Here is a 20941-nt window from a genome sequence, read left to right as displayed (position 1 = left end):
GTGAGCCCTAGGGATTTCATGGGTGGCGCCGCATGGCACCCCGGGCACGCAGAGGCCCGCCCGGTGCGACGGGGGATGCACACCGGGCGGGCTCGAAGACCTTTTTACCGCATCGGCGGGGGGTTATGCATCAAAAACCTGTTCGCTTCCCCCGATCACCATGCGACAGGCAGCGAGATCAGGCCACGCGCGCGGATCGTCGGCCGCCACCGGAGCCGCTCCCTCGGAACGTCCAGCCGCAGCCCCGGGAAACGGCGAAGCAGCGCGGCCAGAGCGGTTTCCATCTCCATTCGGGCCAGCGGCGCGCCGAGGCAATAGTGGATGCCATGGCCGAGCGCAAGGTGACCGGACCGGCCAAGATGTGGATTGAACTCGTCCGGATCCTTGAACTGGGCCGGGTCACGGTGGGCCGAGGCCACCGACAGCAGCACGGTCTCCCCGGCGGGAATGGTCACACCGCCGATCTCGATGTCCTCCAGCGGGAAGCGGCGGATCCCCAGCGCCGCCGGGCCCTCGTACCGCGCCAGCTCGTCGAACGCGGCCGCGAGACCGCTCGGATCCTCGCTCAGCTCCTGGAGGACCGTGGGGTGGTCGAGCAGGGTGAGCACCGAATTGGCGATGAGATGGACGGTGTTCTCATAGCCCGCGAGGAGGATGAGGAAGGCGAGCGAGGTCAGCTCGTCCTCGCTGAGCCTGCCGCCGTCGCCGCCGCCGTCGCCGGCCTCGTCGTCACGGACCCGGATCAGATCCGAGAGCAGATCGTCCGCGGGCTCGGCGCGCTTCTTCGCGATCAGCTCGGTGTAGAAGCGCAGCATGCTGCCGACCGCTTCCTTCGCCGCCCGCGGCCGTGCCGGATCGGGCGTGATCAGGGCATCGCTCCAGGCCCGGAAGTCGCGCCGGTCGCGCTGGGGGACGCCGAGCAGATCGCAGATGACGATGATGGGCAACTGCCCGGCGTAGGCGGCCAGGAGGTCCGCGCGGCCGTCGGGCTCGATCGCGTCGAGCAGTTCCTCGGCGACCCGCCGGACCGGTTCGCGCATCTTCTCCACGCGGCCGGGGGTGAACGCCTTGACCACCAGCCGGCGCACCCGGGTGTGGTCCGGCGGGTCCATGTTGAGCAGATTGGCGTCGAGGGCGGGCGGCAGGGAGAAGCCGCTGTAGTTGCCCGGCGCGGCGTGGCGCTTGTCCAGGGCGAGGCGCGGATCGGCGAACAGCCGCCGCACATCCTCGTAACGGGTCACCAGCCAGGCGGGGCGTCCGTCGGTGCCGGCGATCCGGTGGACCGGGCCGGCCTCGCGCAGCGTGGCCAGGGCCGGGTAGAGGTCCTCGATCAGCGGGGCGGTGTCAACGAGCTCCGGGCCGTCCGTTCCGGCGGCGTTCGCGGTGTTCTGCATGGATCCCGACTCTAGGCCGTGGCGTCCGCGGTGCCTGGACGGGTGGGCCATTCCAGCCCGTCCAGGCGATGTGCACGCCGGTGGTGAATGGTGGTGGCCGGGAGGCGGCGCCGGGGCTGAATCTCCCCGGCGCCGCCTGTGCCACGGGCGGCCCCGACCCCCGTCCAGGGCCACCTCGTCTGTGATCCCCCCGTTCACCGCCGCTGGGCGGCGGTCTCCTCTCTCAGTTCCGCGAGCACCTCGTCCACCAGCGGCAGGTGGTAGACGTCGGCGACGCGGGCCAGATGCTCGTGCTCCGCCACCAGTTCGGCCCCTGTCGTCACCACCACGCTGTCCGCCGCGGACTCCGGCACATGTCCGTCTGCTTGATTCAGCAAACCGCGTCTGAGCGCCGCTGCTTCCACTACGGCAGCAAGTTGCCAATCGTCGAGTCGCGCCGCGCCGCCCTTGACATGCGCAATCTCCAGCGCGCGGGCCTCCACATGACGCCGTACGCCGCGCTGGACGTCCCGGATCTCCGCCATCTGACGGTTGGCCCGCCACTCCAGGTCCGCGAACGGCCACCAGCCGGTCCAGCGGGACTGCCCCATGGACACCTCGGGGGCCTGCTCGGTGACCTCCCGCCACAGCGGCCGCAGCCTCCGGAAGCGGCGCCACGCGGAGGCCCGCGGGCCCACGGCGGGGATGGCGAAACCGGCCAGCACCAGGAGCGCCGCGACGGACGCGGTCAGCGGGGCCACTCCGTTGGAGAGCCAGTACAGCTCATGGCCCGCCCAGGAGAAGACGAAACCGATCAGCTTGCAGGCGCAGTACGCCAGTCCCAGCCAGCATCCGGCGGCCAGCACCCGCAGCCCCCGGGCCAGCCATGAGCCGCGCAGGCTGGCGGCATAGCGCGGGCACAGGATGCCGAGCCCCGCCAGACCGGCTCCGAAAATGGCCAGATACAGCACCAGGAAGAGGACCACTCCGGGGGCGTCGGCGTAGGCGGTGCTGAAGTCGCGGGGGTGCTCCACGGCGTCCGGGCGGCCCACCGCGAAGCCGACGACGGCCACCGTCCACGCCACCGCCACGGCGGCGACCACCGCGCGGGGCGGCACCGCGGAGCCGGTCCAGCGCAGCAGCAGTACCAGGGCGCCGGTGGCGAACACCACGACGGAGGAGTACAGGAAGACCATGGCGAGATTGGCGACGCCCACCAGCCCGTCGAACCAGCGGTAGACGCTGGGCGCGGAGAGCAGGAACACGTTCGCCACGGCCGCGGTCATCACACACGCCAGGCCGAGATCGGCGTTGGCGCGGTCGCGGAACCAGGCGCGGGCCTTGTAACCGGCCATCGCCCAGGCGGCGGCGCCGAAGCACAGATAGACCAGGTCAAACACCGGCGTCACCGCCCGGTTCACCGGGTACGCCGTCGGTACGGTCGGTACGCACGCCATCGGTACGGTCGGCGCGTACGCCATCGGCACGGTCCACCCCGTCGGTGCGCACATGGCGCAGCGCCGGGCCCAGCGCCGCGGCGAGTTCGGCCGCCCGGCCCCGGAGCGGCAGCCCCTGGTCCGGCGAGGTCGGCACCACACGCTCCATCAGGAGGGTGCCCAGCACCTCGGTCTCGCGCTCGGTGAGGTTGTCGTAAGCGTGGTGGCGGGCGAAGTCCGGGGTCATCCCCAGCCGGCGCATCGCGGTGGTCACATCGACCGACGGCGTCCACATCCGCAGCGCGTCCTCGGTGACCGCCGGGTCCTGCTCGTGGCCGAGCAGCAGATGGCCGATTTCATGCAGCACGATATGGATCTGGTGCCAGGGGGACGTCCTGAGCTCGTAGAAGATCCAGTAGTCCTCGTCGGTGGAGGCGGTCATGCCCGAGACCACACCGCCCAGGCTCATCGGCACCAGATGGACGGGGCGTCCGACGCGGCGGGCCACGAGGTCGCACAGACCGGGCAGATCGGTCGAGGCGGGCAGCCCGAGCTCCTTGATGAGCTGCTTGCACCGCCGCCGAATCCGGCCCACTCGCATGCCTGTACCACCCTCGTTTCCGGTCCGTCGCCAGGAGGAGAACAGTTCCGGGTCATCGATGGCCATTCGTCGCCCCGCCGTCCGGGCCGCCCGAGCCGTCCGCCTCTCCGGCGCCGTTCGTACCGGGCGGTTCGGGCGGAAGGTTCATCTGCTGCCGGAACTGGGAGATGATCGTGGTGAGACTGTCCTGGACCTCTGGCGGGAGGCCCACGGAGCGCAGCGCGATGCTGCGGACCCGCTTGTCGCGCATGGCGACGAGGAACCGAACCTCCTCCTCGACCCGCTCCGCCTGCGCAGGCGACAGATCACCCAGCAGATACCCGACGGGCACGGCGAAGAACTTGGCGAGCGCCCGCAGCACATCCGGGCTGGGGTTGGTGCGCCTGCCGTTGCGCAGCATCGACAGATACTGCTCGGTCAGGCTCACCCCGCCGTACTCCTCGCCGCCGCTGATCTCCTCGGCGACATACGCGTTGGTGTACGGCGCGCCCGGCGGGTGCATGGTGGTGAACAGGTAGTTGAGCCGGTCCGCCAGCGGGCTGCCGGGCGCGTCCGGTGACCTGTCTCCACCCGCTGCCATCTGCGCCCCCTCACGGCTGCTCCCGGGCTCGCACGCCCTCACGGTTGGTTAAGGCGGACGACGCCGCGCGATGCATCCTGCCATGTGTCTCGCGGGACACACCAGCCCGGTGCCGGATCGCGGGGGTGGAGGACTTAACTACCAGTTGGTAGCTGAGCCAGAAGAGTGATCCATCGGGCGAGGGAGGCGACCGGTCGACGGCCGGGATGTCCGCTTGTTGCCAGCGTCCGCGGCCGGGCGACCGGTCTCCTCCCTCGCTCTCAGCGCATGCGCCGGGTCATCAGTCCACGCTCTGGAGGATGTGCGGCTCGGCGAGGTCGTCCTCGTAACCGGCGAGCCGGATCGGCGCGGAACGCGCCCATACCTCCAGACTGCCCACCTCGGCGGCCTGCACGAACCGCCCGCTGTTATCGGCGCGCGCGTCGTCGCTCTGCGTTTGTTCGGGGGTCACCGCACACTCCCTCGTGTCGGCTGAACCGGATCTGTCGTCAGATTAACCAGCGCCTGAACGCTCCGCGCGTCGATTCTCAGGGAGTGGACAACGAACCGCCGCCCGGACCGCGTTCCGCGCCCGGTGGCCGCGGGGGGCCGTCCGGGGTGAGCTGGTACGTACGGGATCCACCGAATACGTCTCACTTGGTGGACAGCGCGGCACGGCATCCCAGGCGACACGGCGAGGGATGCGCCGACGCACCCAGACACCCCCCGGGCCAGGAGATCCGAGGTCTCGCCGCGCCCGCGCCGGTACGGGCGTCATTTCCGCCTGCCGGGCCCGCCGTCCATCCGATGTTTATGCCGCCCGAGGGGTTCCGGTTCCGCCACAGGGGCTGCATCATGCCCGAGGGGTTCAGATCGAGGAACCTCAGGCATGTACGTGACCGCCGCGCCCCGCCGCCCCCGCCGAAGCACGCCCGCACCCCGGTTCACACCCCTGGAGCGTCATGTCATCCGCACCCACCAGAAGGACCGTCGTCGGCACCGCCATGGCCGCGGGCGCCGCCGCCGGACTCGCCGGCCCGGCCACCGCGTACGCCGCCGAGCCGCGGACCCCCGCCGCGGCCACCCGCCCCGCGGGGGACCCCTGGGCCACGGTCCTCGCCGACGCCGACATGGTGTGGCAGAAGATGCCGCAGACCTGGTACGAGGGCCCCTTCCTCGGGAACGCACTGCTCGGCTCGGGCATCTACGCCGAGCCGGGCGACGGACACGCGGTGCGCTTCAATGTGCAGCACAGCGAGGTCCAGGACCACCGGCCGGAGTTCGGCTCCCTCTTCGGGCTCGCGCGGCTGCCCATCGGGTACTTCACCCTGGAGCCGGTCGGCGCCATCACCGCCGTCGACTGGCGGCTGCGGCTGCGCGACGCCGAGCTGACCGGGACCATCACCACCGACAAGGGCACGCTCGCCCTCCGCGCCCTGGTGCACAACTCCCGCTCCGTCATGGCCATCGAGGTGACCCCGAGCGCCGGTGAGGCCGCGTTCCGCTGGGTGTTCCACCCCGCCGAGGCCATCAGCCCGCGGGTCGACTTCAAACCGGTGCCCGACGGCTACACCGGCAACCCCCCGGCCGTCGTCGAGGACCACCACGGCGTCCGGGCCGCCGTACAGCCGCTGCTCGCAGGCGGACAGCATGTGACGGCCTGGCGGGAGCGGACCCGCGCCGGGCGGCGGACGCTGTACGTCACCGTGGCCCACTCCCACCCCAGGCGCACCGCGCGCGACCGTGCGCTCAAGGACATCGAGTCCGCCTCGGCGCTCCCCTACGACGCCCTCGCGCCCACCCATCGCGCCTGGTGGCACGCCTACTACCGGAAGAGCTTCCTCTCCCTCCCCGACGCCCGGCTCCAGCGCTTCTACTGGATCCAGCTGTACAAGGTGGCCGCGGCCGCACGCGCCGACGCCCCCGTGATGGCCACCTCGGGGCCCTGGCTGGAGTCCACCCCGTGGCCCGCCACCTGGTGGAACCTCAATGTGCAGCTGGAGTACTGGCTGATCCACGGCTCCAACCACCTCGAACTCGACGCGGTGACACGGGCGCTCGGCGAATTCCGCGACAACCTCTCCAACCAGCTCGACGCCCCGTACCGCAAGGACTCGGCGGGCATCCCCCGCACCACCGACATCCACCTGATCAACGGCGGCGCGGTGGCAAACGGCGGCTTCGCGGTCGGCATCCCCGGCCAGGACCCGCCCACCCCCGAGGTCGGCAACCTCACCTGGGCGCTGCACAACGTGTGGCTGACGTACCGCCACACCATGGACGAGTCGGTGCTGCGCGATGTGGTCTATCCGCTGCTGCGCAAGGCCATCGCCTACTACCTCCACTTCCTCACCCCCGGCAGCGACGGCAAGCTGCACCTGCCCGCCACCTTCTCGCCCGAGTACGGCGTCAACGCGCCCGACTGCAACTACGACCTGATGCTGCTGCGCTGGGGCTGCGCCACCCTGCTGGACTCGGCCCGGATCCTCGGCGTCAAGGACCCCTCCGCGCCGCGCTGGCGGGAGGTGCTGGCCAAGCTCACCCCGTACCCCGTCGACGAGAACGGCTTCATGATCGGCGCGGGGGTGCCCTTCGCCAAGTCCCACCGCCACTACTCCCATATGCTCGCCGTCTATCCGTTGTACGAGGTCACCTGGGAGGACCCGGCCAAACGCGAGCTGATCGAGACCTCCCTCAACCACTGGGTCGGCTTCGAGGGCGCGCTCCAGGGCTACACCTTCACCGGCGCCGCCTCGATGTCCGCGCAGATGGGGCGCGGTGAGGACGCGCTGAAGTACCTGGGCGAGCTGATGCGCCGCTTCATCCAGCCGAACACCATGTACAAGGAGTCCGGCCCGGTCATCGAGACGCCGCTGTCCGCCGCGCAGTCGCTGCACGACATGGTGTGCCAGAGCTGGGGCGGGGTGATCCGGGTCTTCCCCGCGCTGCCCGCCGCCTGGGATGAGCTGATGGTCCACGACTTCCGCACCCAGGGCGCCTTCCTGCTGAGCGCCGCCCGCGAGGGCGGCCGCACCCGCTGGGTGCGGCTGCGCAGCGAGGCGGGCGCGCCCTGTGTGGTACGGCACTCCCTGGACGGGCCCATCGAGGTGCGGGACGGGCGCGGGCGGCGGCTGCCGTACGAGACCGTGGGCGCGGGCACGATCCGGATCGCACTCACCAGGGGCCAGGAGGCGATCATCACCGCTCGCGGCGACCGCCCGGATCTGACGGTCCGCCCGGTCGAGGCGGGCGAGCCTGCGCCGCGCTGGGGGCTCCCCGCGTCCTGAACCGCGTCCCGAACGGCGCCCCGAACCGCGCCCGCGGTCCCCCGGCCGGGCCCCGGTCGCCGACGGATGACGCGTGCCGACCGCCGTTCCGGGTTACCCATCACGCATGAGACACATCAGTGACCTCGACCGCCGGCTGTTCGCGCGGGTGGCGGACAGCCGGCTCCGCGGTGCCCATCCGCTGCTGCCCCGGCTCAGCCGAGCCGCCGACCACGGCCGGCTGTGGTTCGGCACGGCCGGGGTGCTCGCCACGGTCGGCGGCCGCACCGCGCGGCGGGCCGCGCTGCGCGGTGTGGGCTCACTCGCCGCCGCCTCACTCGTGTCGAACGTCGTGGTCAAGTGGACCGTGGAACGCAAGCGTCCGGTCCTGGACTCGGTGCCCCTGGTGCGCCGGCTGCGCCGGCAGCCGTGGACCAGCTCCTTCCCCTCCGGGCACTCGGCCTCGGCCGCCGCCTTCGCCACCGGGGTGGCCCTGGAGTCCTCCCGGTACGGCCTGCTGGTCGCCCCGCTCGCGGCCGCCGTCGCCGCCTCCCGGGTGTACGTGGGCGTCCACTACCCCAGCGATGTGCTGGCCGGTATCGCCCTCGGCTCCGGGGCCGCCGCGCTGACCTGCCGCTACTGGCCGCCGCGCCCCGAGGTCCCGGCGCAGGCCCGGCCGCGGATCTCGGCGCCCGCCCTGCCCAAGGGCGACGGTCTGGTCGTCATGGTCAACCAGCGGGCCGGTACGGGAACCCCCACCGGCGGATTCACGGTCGCCGAGCAGCTGCGGGTGCTGCTGCCCGCCGCGGACATCGTGGAGTGCGGGCCCGACGACGACTTCATGGGCCTGCTCCGGCGGGCCGCCCAGCGCGCCGCCGAGCGGGCCGGGGCGCTGGGCATCTGCGGCGGGGACGGCAGCGTCAACGCGGCCGCCACGATCGCGGCCGAACGCGGGCTGCCGCTCGCCGTGTTCCCCGGCGGCACCCTCGACCACTTCGCGCTGGACCTCGGCGTACCGGCCTTCGAGGACACCGCGCACGCGGTGACCGAGGGCGACGCCGTGGCCGTGGACCTCGGCCGCGCCACGCCCCTCGTCGGCGGCGGCGGGACCAGCCACTTCGTCAACACCTTCAGCCTCGGCTTCTACCCGGAGCTGGTGCGGATCCGGGAGAGCCTGCAAGGCCGGCTCGGCAAGTGGCCCGCGGCCGCCGTCGCGCTCACCCGGGTGCTGCGCACCGCCCGTCCCATGGAGGTCGAGGTCAACGGGCGGCCGCGGCGGCTGTGGATGCTGTTCGCCGGCAACGGCGTCTACTCCCCGGAGGGTTTCGCGCCCACCTACCGTCAGCAGCTCGACGACGGGCTGCTCGATGTGCGGGCGATCGACGGCGAGGAGCGGCTGGCCCGCACCCGGCTGCTGATCGCGGCGCTCACCGGCACCCTCGGCCGGTCACATGTCTATACGACGCGGCGAATGCGCCAACTGCGCCTGTCGGGCCTCCACAGCGTGGACAGCCGTGCCTACGATGGAGAAGTGGCCGCCGACCCCGCCGAGCAGCTGTTCATCGACAAGTGGCCGGGGGCGCTCACCGTCTACCGCCCCGCCGAGCCGCAGAACGAGCTGCTCCAAAGGGCCCGTACGGCGGCCGCGAAGGCACCCCATCGGTGGAGGGCCCTACTACGCAAGTAGTACTCACAAGTCTGTGCTCAAGGACGACGACGAGGGCACACCCCACCGTCAAGGATGAGGGCATGGACGAAGACCGATCGGCCCAGGGGGCCGCGACGTGACCTCCCTCGCGCTGTCTGTGCTGCTCGCCCTGGCCTCGGCGGTCTGCTACGCCGCCGGAGCCATACTCCAGGAGCATGTCGCGGCCACGACGCCGCGCCTCGCGTCCGCTCCGCTGCGGCGCGGGAGTTGGTGGACCGCGGTGACCCTCAACGGGACGGGCGCGGTCCTCCATGTGATCGCCCTGGCCTACGGCCCGCTGAGCGTGGTGCAACCCCTAGGGGCTCTCACGATCGTCTTCGCCCTGCCGATGGCGGCCCTGTTCGTCCGCCGCCGGGTCGGCGCGGCCGGCTGGCGGGGCGCGCTGCTCGCCACCGTGGGGCTCGCCGGGCTGCTCTCGCTGACCGGCTCCTCGCGGGCCCAGGCACTGGCCGAGCGGGACGGCTTCTGGCTGATCGTGATCACGGTCTCCGCCATCGCCGTCCTGACCGGGGCGGCCCGTCTGATGCGGTCGCCCGGGATCCGAAGTGTGCTGCTGGCGGCGGCCGCGGGGACGGCCTTCGGTGTCTCGTCGGTGGTCACCAAGAACGTGGCGGTGGAGTGGACCTGGGACGCGTGGGAGGACGCCCTGCCCGGCCTGGTCACGATCGGGCTGCTGGCCTCGGGCGGGGTGCTGCTGTCCCAGGCGTCGTACCGGGGCGCCGGACTGGCCTCGCCACTGGCGACGGCGACCGTGGTCAACCCCGTGGTCGCCACCGCCGTCGGCCTCGCCGCGCTGGGCGAGCACTTCCGGCACGGCGCGCCCGGCACGCTGCTCGCCCTGGTGGCGGCCCTCGTCGCGAGCACTGGTCTGGTGATGCTGACGGTGCACAACGCCGAGGCGGAGGCCGAGGCGGAAGCGGCCGCCAAGGAGGCCGAGGCCGCGGTCATCGAGCAGCCGGACGTCCCCGGCCACGACGGGCACGATGCCGCGGGTGGAGCCGGTGGAGTCGGCGGGCCGGAGGGGTCCGGCGGACCCGGCCCGCACGGGGTGCCGCTCGGCCCCGACGTGCCCGCCGAGACCGGCCCCTCGCTCCGTCTCCCCCACCCGATCCCCCGCCAGCCCACCGGCGACGACGAGCCCGACCCCCACCTGTCCGACCCGCGCCTGCCCGACTGCGGCGAGGCCGTCCTTCAGCACCACGCCTAGGCGGCGCCGGGCCGCCCCTGGCCGAGCAGTTCCACCAGCCCCGAGAGGCCCTCATGGCCATGTCCGCCGGCGACCCGGCGGGCCATGAGGTGGCCGATCGGGGCGATCAGTTCGGGGCTGATGCCCTGGTCCCGCGCGGAGCCGGTGAAGTTGACGAACGCCGCCGACTGCATGGCGAGGTTGGAGACCACCCCGGTGGCGTGGTCACCGGAGTCGATCTGCCGGGCGTAGCCGTCCACCGCCCCGGACATGGCGGTCAGCCAGCGCCCCACCAGCGGGGCGACATCGGCCGCCGCCACACCGTCCGACCGTACGAGGGCGTAGGCGTGCAGCACACCGGAGAACATCCCGTACATCGCGCTGAGCAGGGCGATGTCATACAGCGGGGCACGGCCGGGGTCCTCGCCGAGGTGGTGGCTCTCGCCGAAGAGGTCCAGCACCCCCCGGTGGTCCGCGAAGGCGGCGGGCGAGCCGCTGTAGAGGAGGAAGGCGGCGGGTGTCCCGATCATCGGCGGGACGGCCATGATGCCGCCGTCCAGGTACTGGGCACCGTGTCCGGCCGCCCACGCCGCCAGCTCACGGGCCTGCCGCGGAGTGCCGTTGGTGAGGTTGACGACGGCCTTGCCGGACAGGGCGTCCCCGAGGGGATCCAGCACCTGCCGTACGGAGTCGTAGTCGAGCAGACAGACCACCACCAGGGGGCTCGCCGCGACGGCCGCACCGGCCGTGGCGGCCGTCAGCGCGCCCTCGGCGGCGAGCGCCTCGGCCTTGGCCGCCGTACGGTTCCACACCGTCGTCCGGTGCCCGGCCCGCAGAAGGGCGCGGGCCAGGGCGGTGCCCATGTCGCCGAGGCCCAGCACCGTCACGGGGGATTCGCTCATTTCGGTTGCTCCAGGGGTTTCGATACCGCTTGGTCGTAGGGGTCCGGCGCGCCGATCACAGGCTCGTTCCCCGGCGGTAGTGTGGGCAAGTACGCACTAAATAGTGCGTACTTACCTTGAGGTCAGTGGGGGCGGGCGGGGCTTTGGGAAAGCAGCCTTATGTCTGCGGTCTGGACGCGGCCGTGGATGTGATCGACGGGAAGTGGAAAGTCCTGATCATCTGGGCGCTCAATCACCAACGGTGCCGTTTCGGGGAGCTGCGGCGGCTGGTTCCGGGTGTGACCGAGAAGGTGCTGACGCAGCAGCTGAGGGAGTTGGAGGCGGACGGGATCGTCCACCGGGAGAGCTACGACGTGAAGCCGCCGAAGGTGGAGTATTCGCTGACCGAGCTGGGCGACGAGCTGAATACGGCGCTGGGCCCGCTGGGCGCGTGGGGCAAGCGGCGGATGGCGGCGCTGGAGGATGCGGAGCAGGGCTGACTGCCCCGCGGAATCTCTTTTCCAACCGGCCCTCCGCGGGGTAGGGGTGTGGAGTTCACCCCGCTCACTTGGAGGCCCCGTGACCGACAGCGCTCCCCGGAGCCAACCACGCACCCCCTGGCGAGCCGTGTTCGGCGGCTCGATCGGAAATCTCGTCGAGTGGTACGACTGGTTCGTCTACGCCAGTTTCGCCACCTACTTCGCCGGAGCCTTCTTCCCCAAGGGCAACGACACGGCGCAGCTCCTCAACACCGCCGGGATCTTCGCGGTGGGCTTCTTCATGCGTCCCGTCGGCGGCTGGCTGCTGGGCCGGTTCGCCGACCGGCGCGGCCGCAAGGCGGCGCTCACCCTGACGGTGACGCTGATGTCGGCCAGCGCGCTGCTCATCGCCATCGCCCCGACCTATGACCAGGTCGGCTACTTCGGCGCGTTCGTGCTGCTGGTGGCGCGGCTGCTGCAAGGGCTGTCGGTGGGCGGTGAGTACGCGGCCAGCGCCACCTATCTCACCGAGGCGTCCCTGCCCGGCGGCCGCGGCTTCGTCTCCAGCTTCCAGTACGTGTCGATGACGGCGGGTCAGCTGATCGGCCTCGGCCTTCAGATCCTGCTCCAGCACACCATGTCCGACGACGCGCTGCACTCCTACGGCTGGCGCGTTCCGTTCGTCGTCGGCGCCGTGGGCGCGGCCGTGGTCTTCTGGCTGCGGCGCAATCTGCTGGAGACCGAGGTCTACACCGAGGAGGAGGACCGCCAGGACCAGGAGCGGGGGACGATCGCCGAGCTGCTGCGCCACCGCAAGGAGGCGGCGCTGGTCATCGCGCTGACCATGGGCGGCACGGTCGCGTACTACACGTACACCACCTATCTCACCAAATACCTGTCGAACACGGCCGGGATGAGCAAGTCCGACGCCTCGCTGGTGAGCTTCTGCGCCCTGTTCCTGTTCATGCTGTTGCAGCCGCTGGCCGGATCGCTCTCGGACCGGATCGGGCGCCGCCCGCTGCTGATCACCTTCGGCATCGGCTCGATGCTCTGCACCGTTCCCATCATGACCGCGCTCTCGCACGCCGACAGCTTCGCCGGGGCGCTGCTGCTCTCGCTCGCGGCGCTGGTCATCGTCACCGGCTACACCTCGATCAACGCCGTGGTGAAGGCCGAGCTGTTCCCCACCCATGTCCGGGCGCTCGGGGTGGCCCTGCCGTACGCGCTGGCCAACGCGCTGTTCGGCGGCACCGCCGAGTATGTGGCGCTGTGGTTCAAGAAGGGCGGTGTGGAGTCCGGGTTCTACTGGTACGTCTCGGCGTGTGCCGCGGTCTCGCTCATCGTCTACCTCACCATGCGGGAGACCCGGGACGCCGCCCTCTCCCGGGGCCGCTCCGACGACCCGGCCGCCCCGGGGAAGCGGCGGACGACGGCGGTGTGACGGACCGAGGGGCCGGTCCCGGCGTCAGCGGCCGACGGTCACGCTCATCTGGGCCCAGACCACCCGTCCGCCATTCACGCCCGACCGGTCCCCCCACGCGTCGGCCAGGGCGCGGACCAGTGCGAGTCCACGCCCGCACTCATCCTCCAGACCGGCCTCCCGGGGTGTGGGGACGGCTGGTCCGCCGCCCTGGTCGGCGACCTCGACATAGAGCATCCGCCGCTCATGGGCGCGCAGTACACAGAGGATCTGCTCGCTTCCGGTGTGCACCAGGGCATTGGTGAACAGCTCGGACATCACCAGCTCGGCGGCCTCGCAGACATCCTCCGCGAAGCCCCACTCCGGCGCCCGGGACCGCACCCGGTGCCGGGCGATCGCGACCGAGGCGCCTCTGGCGGGCAGCTGGAACCTCTCCTGGCGGAGGGCGGAGTCAACGCTCCCGGAGCTCGGGTGGTGGGCCATCGTCGAGCGCTGACGCAATGCCACGGCCATGTGCCTTCCGTCCGTCCTACCTGTGGGGCGTGAATGCCGTACGTGAATGCCGCAAGTGCGCGACACAGCAGCCACGTTGGACTGGTCACACCCGTCACTATCGTTGCTGCGAGCATCAGTTGGCAAGGCGCGATCTGCAAAATGCAGAATAGCCAGAGCACTCTGTTGTCCTCACCTCGTCCGTGGCACACTGATCCCGACAAGACCGTCCCAGGAGGTACGACGTGGGTGAAGCGCGATCTGCCCCGACCGTCGGGCAGATGGTCCTCGGCATGCGGCTGAGGGACCTTCGCGAAAAAGCCGGCGTCAGTTACGACGTGGCTGCCAGGGCGCTGCACGTCAACCAGACCACGGTGCGCAGGATGGAGAAGGCCGAAGTCGGCCTGAAACTCCCCTACGTCGAGAAGCTGCTACAGACCTACGGCGCCGAGCAGCAGGAGATCGACTCCTTCCTCGCACTCGCCGAGGAGGCCAACCGGCCAGGCTGGTGGCACCGGTTCCGCGATGTGCTGCCGGACTGGTTCAGCCTCTATGTGAGCCTCGAGGGCGCCGCGAGCCGGATCCGCGCCTATGAGCCGCACTTCATCCCCGGACTGCTGCAAACCGAGGACTACGCCCGCGCGCTGCTCTCCATCGGCTTCCCGCACGGGTCCGACCAGGAGATCGAGCGCCGGGTGGCGCTGCGGATGGAGCGTCAGGAGCTGCTCAGCCGCCCGGACGCACCGCATCTGTGGGTCGTGATGGACGAGACGGTGCTCCGTCTGTCCATCGGCAGTCCCGCGGTGATGCGCGCCCAGGTCGACCGTCTGATCGAAGCGGTGCAAAGACCGAACATCACCCTTCAGGTGGTGCCGTTCTCCGCCGGCCCCCACCCGGGCATGGGCGGACCCTTCCAGCTCTTCCGGTTCCAGATCCCGGAACTGCCGGACATCGTCTATGCCGAGGGCCTGACCGGCGCCGGCTATCTCGACCAACGTTCCGATGTGGTCGCCTATCTGGAAGCCCTGGACCGCATGGGCACCCAGGCCACACCGGCGCGGCGGACGGAGAACTTTCTCCGTGGGATTCGCAAGGAGCTCTGACTGTGGATCAGGTACACGTGTACAACGGCATGCCCGCCAAACATCTGGGAACCGAAGGCTGGGCCAAGCCCTGGAGTGGCCCCAACGGCGGTGCCTGCGTGGAGGTCATGCGGCTGAACGACGGGCGGGTGGCCCTGCGTCAGTCGACCGATCCGGACGGTCCCGCCCTGATCTACACCCACCACGAAATCGAGAAGTTCATCCAGGGTGCCAAGGCCGGCGCCGCGGACTTCCTGCTCACACGCCCAGAAAACCTGACCACCTCGGCGGGTACCGCATCGGAACGGAGGGCCGCGTGACCGACAACGGGCTCGCCCCTGACCAGATCGACACCACCAAGCCGCACCCGGCTCGGATGTACGACTTCTACCTCAACGGCAAGGACCACTACGAGGTCGACGCGGAGGCCGCCGGGCGGGTGCTGGAGGTCTATCCGACCGTCCGGCTCAACGCCACCGTCAACCGGGCCTTCATCCACCGTGCCACCCGCTGGCTGGCCCGGGAGGCCGGGATCCGGCAGTTCCTCGACATAGGCACTGGCATACCCACCGAGCCCAACCTCCACCAGGTGGCCCAGTCGGTCGCCCCGGAGGCCCGGGTGGTCTACACCGACTACGACCCCATCGTGCTGGCCTACGCCCAGGCGCTGCTCGTCGGCACGCCCGAGGGCCGTACGGCCTATGTGCAGTCGGATGTGCGCGATCCCCAGCGGATCATGAGCGCGCCCGAGCTGCATGAGACGCTGGACCTGGACCAGCCGGTGGCGATCTCCGTGAACGCGCTCTTCCACTTCATTCCGGAGGAGGACAAGCCGTACGAGATCATCCACGAGCTGATGGCTCCGCTGGTCCCGGGCAGCTTTCTGATGCTGACCCACTCCACGCATGACTTCTCCCAGGAGACCTGGCGGAACGTCATCCGGGTCTACAAGGAGAGCGGGATCTCCTTCACCACTCGCTCGCAGAGCGAGGTCGGGGCCTTCTTCGACGGTCTGGAGCTGATCGAGCCGGGTGTGTCGGAGCCCCACCACTGGAATCCGGACCCCGAGGACCGGCCGGAGGACATCCGCAGCGCGGACATCAACATGTGGGCGGGAGTGGCCCGCAAGCCTTAACGCCTGCGGCGGGAAAGCATCGATATGCGGCTCCGCCGCGTGGCCCGCCGGACGCCCCCTGGCGGCCGAGGCTTCGCGGCGTGGGGCCTGGGGCGGAGCCCCAGTTCAGGGAAGGTGTTACGGGGCCTCCGTGGCATCGCCGACCGTGAAGCCCAGGATCGCGCCCCCGCCCGGGCGCGGCCGGGCGAAGACGGTGCCGCCGTGTGCGAGGGCGACCTCGCGCACGATGGCCAGGCCCAGCCCCGAACCGGGCAGACTGCGGGCGCCGGGCGCGCGGTAGAAGCGGTCGAAGACCCGCTCGCGGTCCTCCTCGGCTATGCCCGGGCCCCGGTCGAGGACCTCCACCCGGCGGCCGCTGATCACCACCTCGACGGGCTCGGTGCCGCCCTGGTCGAACTTGGCGGCGTTCTCCACCAGGTTGGAGACCGCGCGCTGAAGGGTGGCCGGGTGGCCCGTCAGCCGGGTGTCGCCCTCGGCCCGTACGGTGATCTCCCGGCCGGTCCGGCGCCGGGCGAGGGTCACGGCGGTGGTGGCCACCTCCTCCAGCGAGACCTCGGTACGGGGTTCGTCGTCCCGCTGCCCGGCCGCCAGGTCCACCAGTTCGTTGACGAGGTCGGTCAGCTCCCGGGTCTCCCCCGCCAGATCGGCCAGCAGATCCTCGCGCGCGGGCCCCGGCAGCTCCTCGAAGCGGCGCAGCAGGGAGATGTTGGTGCGCAGCGAGGTGAGCGGGGTGCGCAGCTCGTGTCCGGCGTCCTGGACCAGCCGCCGCTGGTCGTCCTTGGAGCGCGCGAGCTGTCCGAGCATGCCGTCGAAGGCCCTGCCGAGGCGGCCCACCTCGTCGTCCCCGGCGACCGGCACCGCCACCTCCATCCGGCCGGTGGCGGCCACGCTCTCGGCGACCCGGGTCAGCCGCACCAGCCGCCGGGTGATCCGCCCGGCCAGCCACCAGCCGGCCAGCCCGGCGGCCAGGATGACGGCGACCACGAACAGCGCGGTGCGCTTCTGGAGCTCGCGCAGCAGATCCTCGGTGTCGCTGATCTGCTGGGCCACCTGGATCGCGCCGGTGCCGTCGCCCACGGCGACCGTGGCCATCCGGTACTGCTCCCCGCCGATGCCGATCTCGCGCCGTACGACGGTGCCCGCGGTGGCGGAGGCGGCGGCCGTCCGGTCGTCGTCGACGACCGGCAGCGGGGGCTTGCCCACGTCGTAGACCGTGCCCCGGCCGTTGATCACCTGGACGTCCATCCGGCTGATCCGCCGCAGATCGTCCCGCAGGTCGTACGGGACGGGCACGACGGACTCCGTGGGGTACTGCCGCAGGATCACCTTCTCGCTGCGGACCTCGCTGCGCAGATCGCGGATGATGTCGTCGAACGACGACTGCTGGTCCACCCGCACCAGCCCGGCGGCCGCGTCATAGCTGAGCCCGCCGACCAGGAGGGTGACCACGGTGGCCGCCGCCGAGAACGACAGGGCGAAGGTGGTCCGCAGACTGGGGCGACCACGGCGGAGCGCGGGGAGCCGCACCATCACTCCTCCCGCAGGCTGTATCCGACCCCGCGCACGGTGTGGATCAGCGGGGCGCGCCCCTCCGGATCGACCTTGCGGCGCAGATAGCCGATGTAGACGGCGAGGTTCTTCGAGCCGGGGCCGAAGTCGTAGCCCCAGATGCGGGCGTAGATGGTGGTGTGGTCCAGGACGATGCCCGCGTTGCGGGCCAGCAGCTCCAGCAGGTCGAATTCGGTGCGGGTCAGCTCCAGCTCCGTACCGCCGCGCCAGACCCGCCGGGCCGAGGAGTCCAGGCGCAGATCGGCGACCTCCAGCACCCCGTCGATGGCGGCGTCATCCGGCGCGGCCGGTTCGGCCGGTTCGGCGGGGGCGGCGCGGCGCAGCAGCGCGCGCAGCCGGGCGAAGACCTCCTCGACCTCGAAGGGCTTGGCCACGTAGTCGTCCGCGCCGGCGTCAAGACCCTCGATGCGGTCGGCGGTCTCGACCCGCGCGGTGAGCATGAGGATGGGGGTGCGGTCCCCCTCGGCGCGCAGCACCCGGCACACCTGGAGCCCGTCCACGCCCGGCATCATCACGTCCAGCACGACCACGTCCGGACGCTCGCGGTGGATGGCCGCCAGCGCCTCTATCCCGTCGGGTACGGCGATGACGCGGTACCCCTCCAGGGTCAGGGCGCGTTCCAGGGCCTGGCGGATGGCACGGTCGTCCTCGGCGAGCAGCACGGTGTTGGTCACACCCCGAGTCTGCCAAGGCCGCAGCGGTGCCCGCGGCGGGCGGGGTCCTGAGCGGGGCTTCTTACCCCGCTCTCACCTTCTTCAAGCGGTGGACTTACCGGACCTCGACAAGGTGTCGACCAGCTTCCGGGGGAAACTCGCCCCGGGGACGCACCCGGCCGGAGAAAATACCGCATGAAGATCGCATTCCTGCTGCACAACGCCTACGGGATCGGCGGAACGATCCGGACGACCATGAACCTCGCGACGGCGCTCGCCGACCGCCATGAGGTCGAGATCGTCTCGATGATGCGGCACCGCGAGACGCCGCGTTTCGCCCTCGACCCGCGGGTGCGGCTGGTCCCCCTGGTGGACACGCGTCCGGAGAGCGCGGACGCGAAGGACCCGCTGTTCTTCGAGGCCAGCCGGGACTTTCCGGCCGCCGAGAAGCGGATCAAGCAGTACAACCGGCTGATGGACACGCGGGCCGCGGGGTATCTGCGCGGCTGCGACGCCGATGTGATCGTCGGCACCCGGCCGGGGGTGAACGTCTACATCTCCCGCTTCGCCCCGCGTCGCGCCCTGCGCATCGCCCAGGAGCATCTGCGGTACGAGGCGCACAGCAAGAAGCTGCGGGCGGAGCTGGCCCCGTTCTACCGGGCGCTGGACGCCGTGGTCACCACGACGGAGGCGGACGCCGCGGTCTACCGCAAGAAGATGCCGATGCCGGGGGTGCGGACCCTGGCGATACCCAACAGCGTCCCCGAGCCCGACGTGGCCCCCTCCGAGGGCACCGAGCCGGTGATCGCCGCGGCCGGGCGGCTGGTCCGCGGCAAGCGCTTCGACCTGCTGATCGACGCCTTCGCGGAGATCTCGGCGAAGTTCCCGGCCTGGCGGCTGCGGATCTACGGCGGGGGCGCGGAGAAGGAGCGGCTCGCGGAGCACATCGAGCGCCTGGGCCTGTCCGGGAGCGCGGAGCTGATGGGGTCCCGCTCCCCCATCGAGGCGGAGTTCGCCAAGGCGTCGCTGGTCGCGGTCGCCTCGGACGCCGAGTCGTTCGGGATGACGATCGTGGAGGCCATGCGCTGTGGGGTGCCGGTGGTGAGCACCGACTGCCCGCTCGGCCCCGCCGAGATCATCAAGGACGGGGTCACCGGGCGGCTCGTCCCCACCGGGGACAAGCACGCGCTGGCGAGCGCCCTGATGGAGCTGATGGGCGACGCCCCGGCCCGGCGGACGATGGGCGCGGCCGCCCTGGAGCGCTCCCGGATCTATGACCCGGAGCCGATCGCCCGGCGCTACGACCAGCTCTTCGAGGAGCTGCGCGCGAGCCGGTCCGCCCGCCTCTGGGAGCGCTACCGGACCGCCGCCCGCGCCCGCCTGCGGCGGCTGGCCCGCCGCTTCGGCCTCTCGCCCGGCCGCCGCGCCCCGGCGGCGGGCCGCAAGGCGAGCGCGTGACCTGACGCCGGTCGGGGGGTGCCGGGGGGCTCCGCCCCCACACCCCCGACCGGGGCTCCGCCCCGGACCCCGGTCCTCAATCGCCGGACGGGCTGGAAATCCTTACCAGGACGTGGGGGCGTAGTCCTTCAGGAAGCAGCCGAAGAGATCCTCGCCGCCCTCGCCCCGGACGATCGGGTCGTAGACCCGCGCCGCGCCGTCCACCAGGTCGAGGGGGGCGTGGAAGCCCTCGGCCGCCAGCCGCATCTTGTCCGGGTGCGGGCGCTCGTCGGTGATCCACCCGGTGTCGACGCTCGTCATCAGGATGGCGTCGGACTCGAACATCTCGCGTGCGCTGGTGCGGGTCAGCATGTTCAGCGCGGCCTTGGCCATATTGGTGTGCGGATGGCCCGCGCCCTTGTAGCCCCGGCCGAACTTCCCCTCCATCGCGGAGACGTTGACCACGTACTTGCGCCGGGCGGGCGAGGCGGCCATCGCCGGGCGCAACCGGCTCACCAGGATGAACGGCGCCGTCTCATTGCACAGCTGGACCTCGAGCATTTCGACCGGGTCCACCTCGTTGACCCGCTGCACCCAGGTGTTGCTCGGGTCCAGGTCCGGCACAAGACCGCCCGCGTCGATCGCGGTCCCGGCCTCGATCCGGGCCGGTGAGGCGGAGCCGCTGGTGAGAGCTAGGGCGGTGAGATCCTGCGGGGTGAGGGCGCCGTCCCGGGGCGCGCGGGGCGCCGGCAGGGCCGCCTGGGCGCCGCTGCCGAAGGCGCCGAGGACCATGGACTCGGGGAGTTCCCCGGCGGGGAGCGGCGCCGACTCGCCCGCTATCAGCTCCGCGTACGCCTGCGGGGTGCGGCGGACGGTCTGGGCGGCGTTGTTGATCAGTATGTCCAGCGGGCCCGCGGCGCTCACCGCGTCCGCGAGCCCGATGACCTGGGCCGGGTCGCGCAGATCGATGCCGACGACCTTGAGCCGGTGCAGCCACTCCCCGCTGTCCGGCATGGCCTTGAAGCGGCGGATGGCGTCGACCGGGAAGCGGGTGGTGATGGTGGTGTGCGCGCCGTCGCGCAGCAGCCGCAGAGCGATATACATGCCGATCTTCGCCCGGCCGCCGGTGAGCAGGGCACGGCGCCCGGTGAGATCGGTGCGGGCGTCGCGGCGGGCCCGGTTCTCGGCGGCGCAGTCGCGGCACAGCTGGTGGTAGAAGGCGTCGACCTCGACATACCGGGTCTTGCAGACATAACAGGAACGGGGGCGCTTCAGGATGCCGGCGATCTCCGTGGTGACGGAGCTGGTGAGCGCGCGGCCCAGGGTCTCGTCGTCGATCCGGTCGGCGGCCCCGGTGGCGGTGGCCTCGGTCACGGCCTTGTCGTTCGCGGTCTTCGCGGCCCGCCGCTCCTGGCGCCTGCGCTGCTTGACGCTGCGGTAGATCCCGGAGGTGGCCCGGCGGACCATGATCGCGTCGGGGTGGTCGACCGGCAGCCGGTCGAGTTCCGCGAGGACGCTCAGACAGGTCGCCAGCCGCTCCGGGTCGATGCCCGGCTCCTCGGCCGGGGCACGCTCGGCCCGGCCTTCGTCAATCACCGTCATCGCCGCTGCCGCTTTCTGGTTCGCCTGTTCCCCTGGACAACGGCGAAACTTTACGGAAGCGG

19 protein-coding genes are annotated in these 20941 nt (G+C 71.4%); 9 read left to right on the top strand and 10 right to left on the bottom strand.

Annotated elements, in window-relative coordinates:
• Positions 1-155: 155 nt before the first annotated feature.
• The 5 genes from ACJX2R_RS43525 to ACJX2R_RS43505 form a co-directional block, all read right to left on the bottom strand.
• A complete protein-coding gene (locus ACJX2R_RS43525; RefSeq protein ID WP_413104570.1) occupies positions 156-1394 on the bottom strand; it encodes a cytochrome P450 family protein in 1239 nt (412 codons plus the stop codon).
• 194 nt (positions 1395-1588) lie between these two features.
• On the bottom strand, positions 1589-2773 hold the full coding sequence (locus ACJX2R_RS43520; RefSeq protein WP_413106102.1) for an MAB_1171c family putative transporter: 1185 nt from the start codon (positions 2771-2773) through the stop codon (positions 1589-1591).
• Positions 2766-3410, bottom strand: a complete 645-nt coding sequence (locus ACJX2R_RS43515) for an ImmA/IrrE family metallo-endopeptidase (RefSeq protein ID WP_413104569.1) — start codon at positions 3408-3410, stop codon at positions 2766-2768. Before ACJX2R_RS43515 ends, ACJX2R_RS43520 begins: the two co-directional genes overlap by 8 nt.
• A gap of 52 nt (positions 3411-3462) precedes the next feature.
• Entirely contained in the window at positions 3463-3990 is a 528-nt protein-coding gene (locus ACJX2R_RS43510) for a helix-turn-helix domain-containing protein (RefSeq protein ID WP_262705705.1), read from the bottom strand.
• 280 nt (positions 3991-4270) lie between these two features.
• Complete coding sequence (locus tag ACJX2R_RS43505) at positions 4271-4441, bottom strand: hypothetical protein (RefSeq protein ID WP_020866352.1); 171 nt, start codon at positions 4439-4441, stop codon at positions 4271-4273.
• 490 nt (positions 4442-4931) lie between these two features.
• On the opposite strand from ACJX2R_RS43505, the gene ACJX2R_RS43500 reads away from it, so the two are divergent.
• The 3 genes from ACJX2R_RS43500 (at position 4932) to ACJX2R_RS43490 (ending at position 10150) form a co-directional block, all read left to right on the top strand.
• Positions 4932-7256, top strand: a complete 2325-nt coding sequence (locus ACJX2R_RS43500) for a glycosyl hydrolase family 95 catalytic domain-containing protein (protein WP_413104568.1) — start codon at positions 4932-4934, stop codon at positions 7254-7256.
• Between the two features lie 106 nt (positions 7257-7362).
• Positions 7363-8922, top strand: a complete 1560-nt coding sequence (locus ACJX2R_RS43495; protein ID WP_413104567.1) for a bifunctional phosphatase PAP2/diacylglycerol kinase family protein — start codon at positions 7363-7365, stop codon at positions 8920-8922.
• A 97-nt stretch (positions 8923-9019) separates the two neighbouring features.
• Positions 9020-10150 (top strand): DMT family transporter, encoded by a 1131-nt coding sequence (locus ACJX2R_RS43490; RefSeq protein ID WP_413104566.1) that lies wholly within the window; start codon positions 9020-9022, stop codon positions 10148-10150.
• Here ACJX2R_RS43490 and ACJX2R_RS43485 read toward each other — a convergent pair.
• Positions 10147-11031 carry an NAD(P)-dependent oxidoreductase gene (locus ACJX2R_RS43485; RefSeq protein ID WP_413104565.1) on the bottom strand — a complete coding sequence of 295 codons (885 nt, stop codon included), beginning with the start codon at positions 11029-11031 and terminating at the stop codon, positions 10147-10149. The genes ACJX2R_RS43490 and ACJX2R_RS43485 overlap by 4 nt on opposite strands.
• Before the next feature lie 143 nt (positions 11032-11174).
• On the opposite strand from ACJX2R_RS43485, the gene ACJX2R_RS43480 reads away from it, so the two are divergent.
• Together ACJX2R_RS43480 and ACJX2R_RS43475 are read left to right on the top strand one after the other, a co-directional pair.
• Positions 11175-11510 carry a winged helix-turn-helix transcriptional regulator gene (locus ACJX2R_RS43480; RefSeq protein ID WP_413104564.1) on the top strand — a complete coding sequence of 112 codons (336 nt, stop codon included), beginning with the start codon at positions 11175-11177 and terminating at the stop codon, positions 11508-11510.
• A 79-nt stretch (positions 11511-11589) separates the two neighbouring features.
• Positions 11590-12930, top strand: coding sequence for an MFS transporter (locus ACJX2R_RS43475; RefSeq protein WP_413104563.1), 1341 nt, complete (start codon positions 11590-11592; stop codon positions 12928-12930).
• A 24-nt stretch (positions 12931-12954) separates the two neighbouring features.
• On the opposite strand, the gene ACJX2R_RS43470 is transcribed toward ACJX2R_RS43475, so the two are convergent.
• Positions 12955-13422 (bottom strand): ATP-binding protein, encoded by a 468-nt coding sequence (locus ACJX2R_RS43470; protein ID WP_413104562.1) that lies wholly within the window; start codon positions 13420-13422, stop codon positions 12955-12957.
• A 224-nt stretch (positions 13423-13646) separates the two neighbouring features.
• Here ACJX2R_RS43470 and ACJX2R_RS43465 point away from each other — a divergent pair, with 224 nt between their 5' ends.
• Genes ACJX2R_RS43465 through ACJX2R_RS43455 form a run of 3 tightly spaced genes read left to right on the top strand, consistent with a single transcriptional unit; the run spans position 13647 to position 15618 of the window.
• A complete protein-coding gene (locus ACJX2R_RS43465) occupies positions 13647-14504 on the top strand; it encodes a helix-turn-helix domain-containing protein (RefSeq protein WP_262705713.1) in 858 nt (285 codons plus the stop codon).
• 2 nt (positions 14505-14506) lie between these two features.
• Positions 14507-14803, top strand: coding sequence for a DUF397 domain-containing protein (locus ACJX2R_RS43460; RefSeq protein WP_037958038.1), 297 nt, complete (start codon positions 14507-14509; stop codon positions 14801-14803).
• A complete protein-coding gene (locus ACJX2R_RS43455) occupies positions 14800-15618 on the top strand; it encodes an SAM-dependent methyltransferase (protein WP_413104561.1) in 819 nt (272 codons plus the stop codon). Before ACJX2R_RS43460 ends, ACJX2R_RS43455 begins: the two co-directional genes overlap by 4 nt.
• 117 nt (positions 15619-15735) lie before the next feature.
• Here ACJX2R_RS43455 and ACJX2R_RS43450 read toward each other — a convergent pair whose 3' ends face one another.
• Both ACJX2R_RS43450 and ACJX2R_RS43445 read right to left on the bottom strand, forming a co-directional pair.
• A complete protein-coding gene (locus ACJX2R_RS43450) occupies positions 15736-17148 on the bottom strand; it encodes an ATP-binding protein (RefSeq protein WP_413104560.1) in 1413 nt (470 codons plus the stop codon).
• On the bottom strand, positions 17148-17861 hold the full coding sequence (locus tag ACJX2R_RS43445) for a response regulator transcription factor (RefSeq protein WP_262705716.1): 714 nt from the start codon (positions 17859-17861) through the stop codon (positions 17148-17150). The genes ACJX2R_RS43450 and ACJX2R_RS43445 overlap by 1 nt, the downstream gene beginning before the upstream one ends.
• A gap of 174 nt (positions 17862-18035) precedes the next feature.
• On the opposite strand from ACJX2R_RS43445, the gene ACJX2R_RS43440 reads away from it, so the two are divergent.
• Positions 18036-19298, top strand: coding sequence for a glycosyltransferase family 4 protein (locus ACJX2R_RS43440; protein WP_413104559.1), 1263 nt, complete (start codon positions 18036-18038; stop codon positions 19296-19298).
• A 102-nt stretch (positions 19299-19400) separates the two neighbouring features.
• Here the strand turns inward: ACJX2R_RS43440 and ACJX2R_RS43435 are convergent, their stop codons facing one another.
• Positions 19401-20879, bottom strand: coding sequence for an SDR family NAD(P)-dependent oxidoreductase (locus ACJX2R_RS43435; RefSeq protein WP_413104558.1), 1479 nt, complete (start codon positions 20877-20879; stop codon positions 19401-19403).
• Positions 20880-20941: the final 62 nt, after the last annotated feature.

It is taken from the genome of Streptomyces sp. Inha503, assembly GCF_047215865.1.
Classification (GTDB): Bacteria; Actinomycetota; Actinomycetes; order Streptomycetales; family Streptomycetaceae; genus Streptomyces; species Streptomyces lycopersici.
The sequence above is the reverse complement of the archived record's forward strand: the minus strand, read 5'-3'. Positions and strand labels throughout refer to the sequence as shown.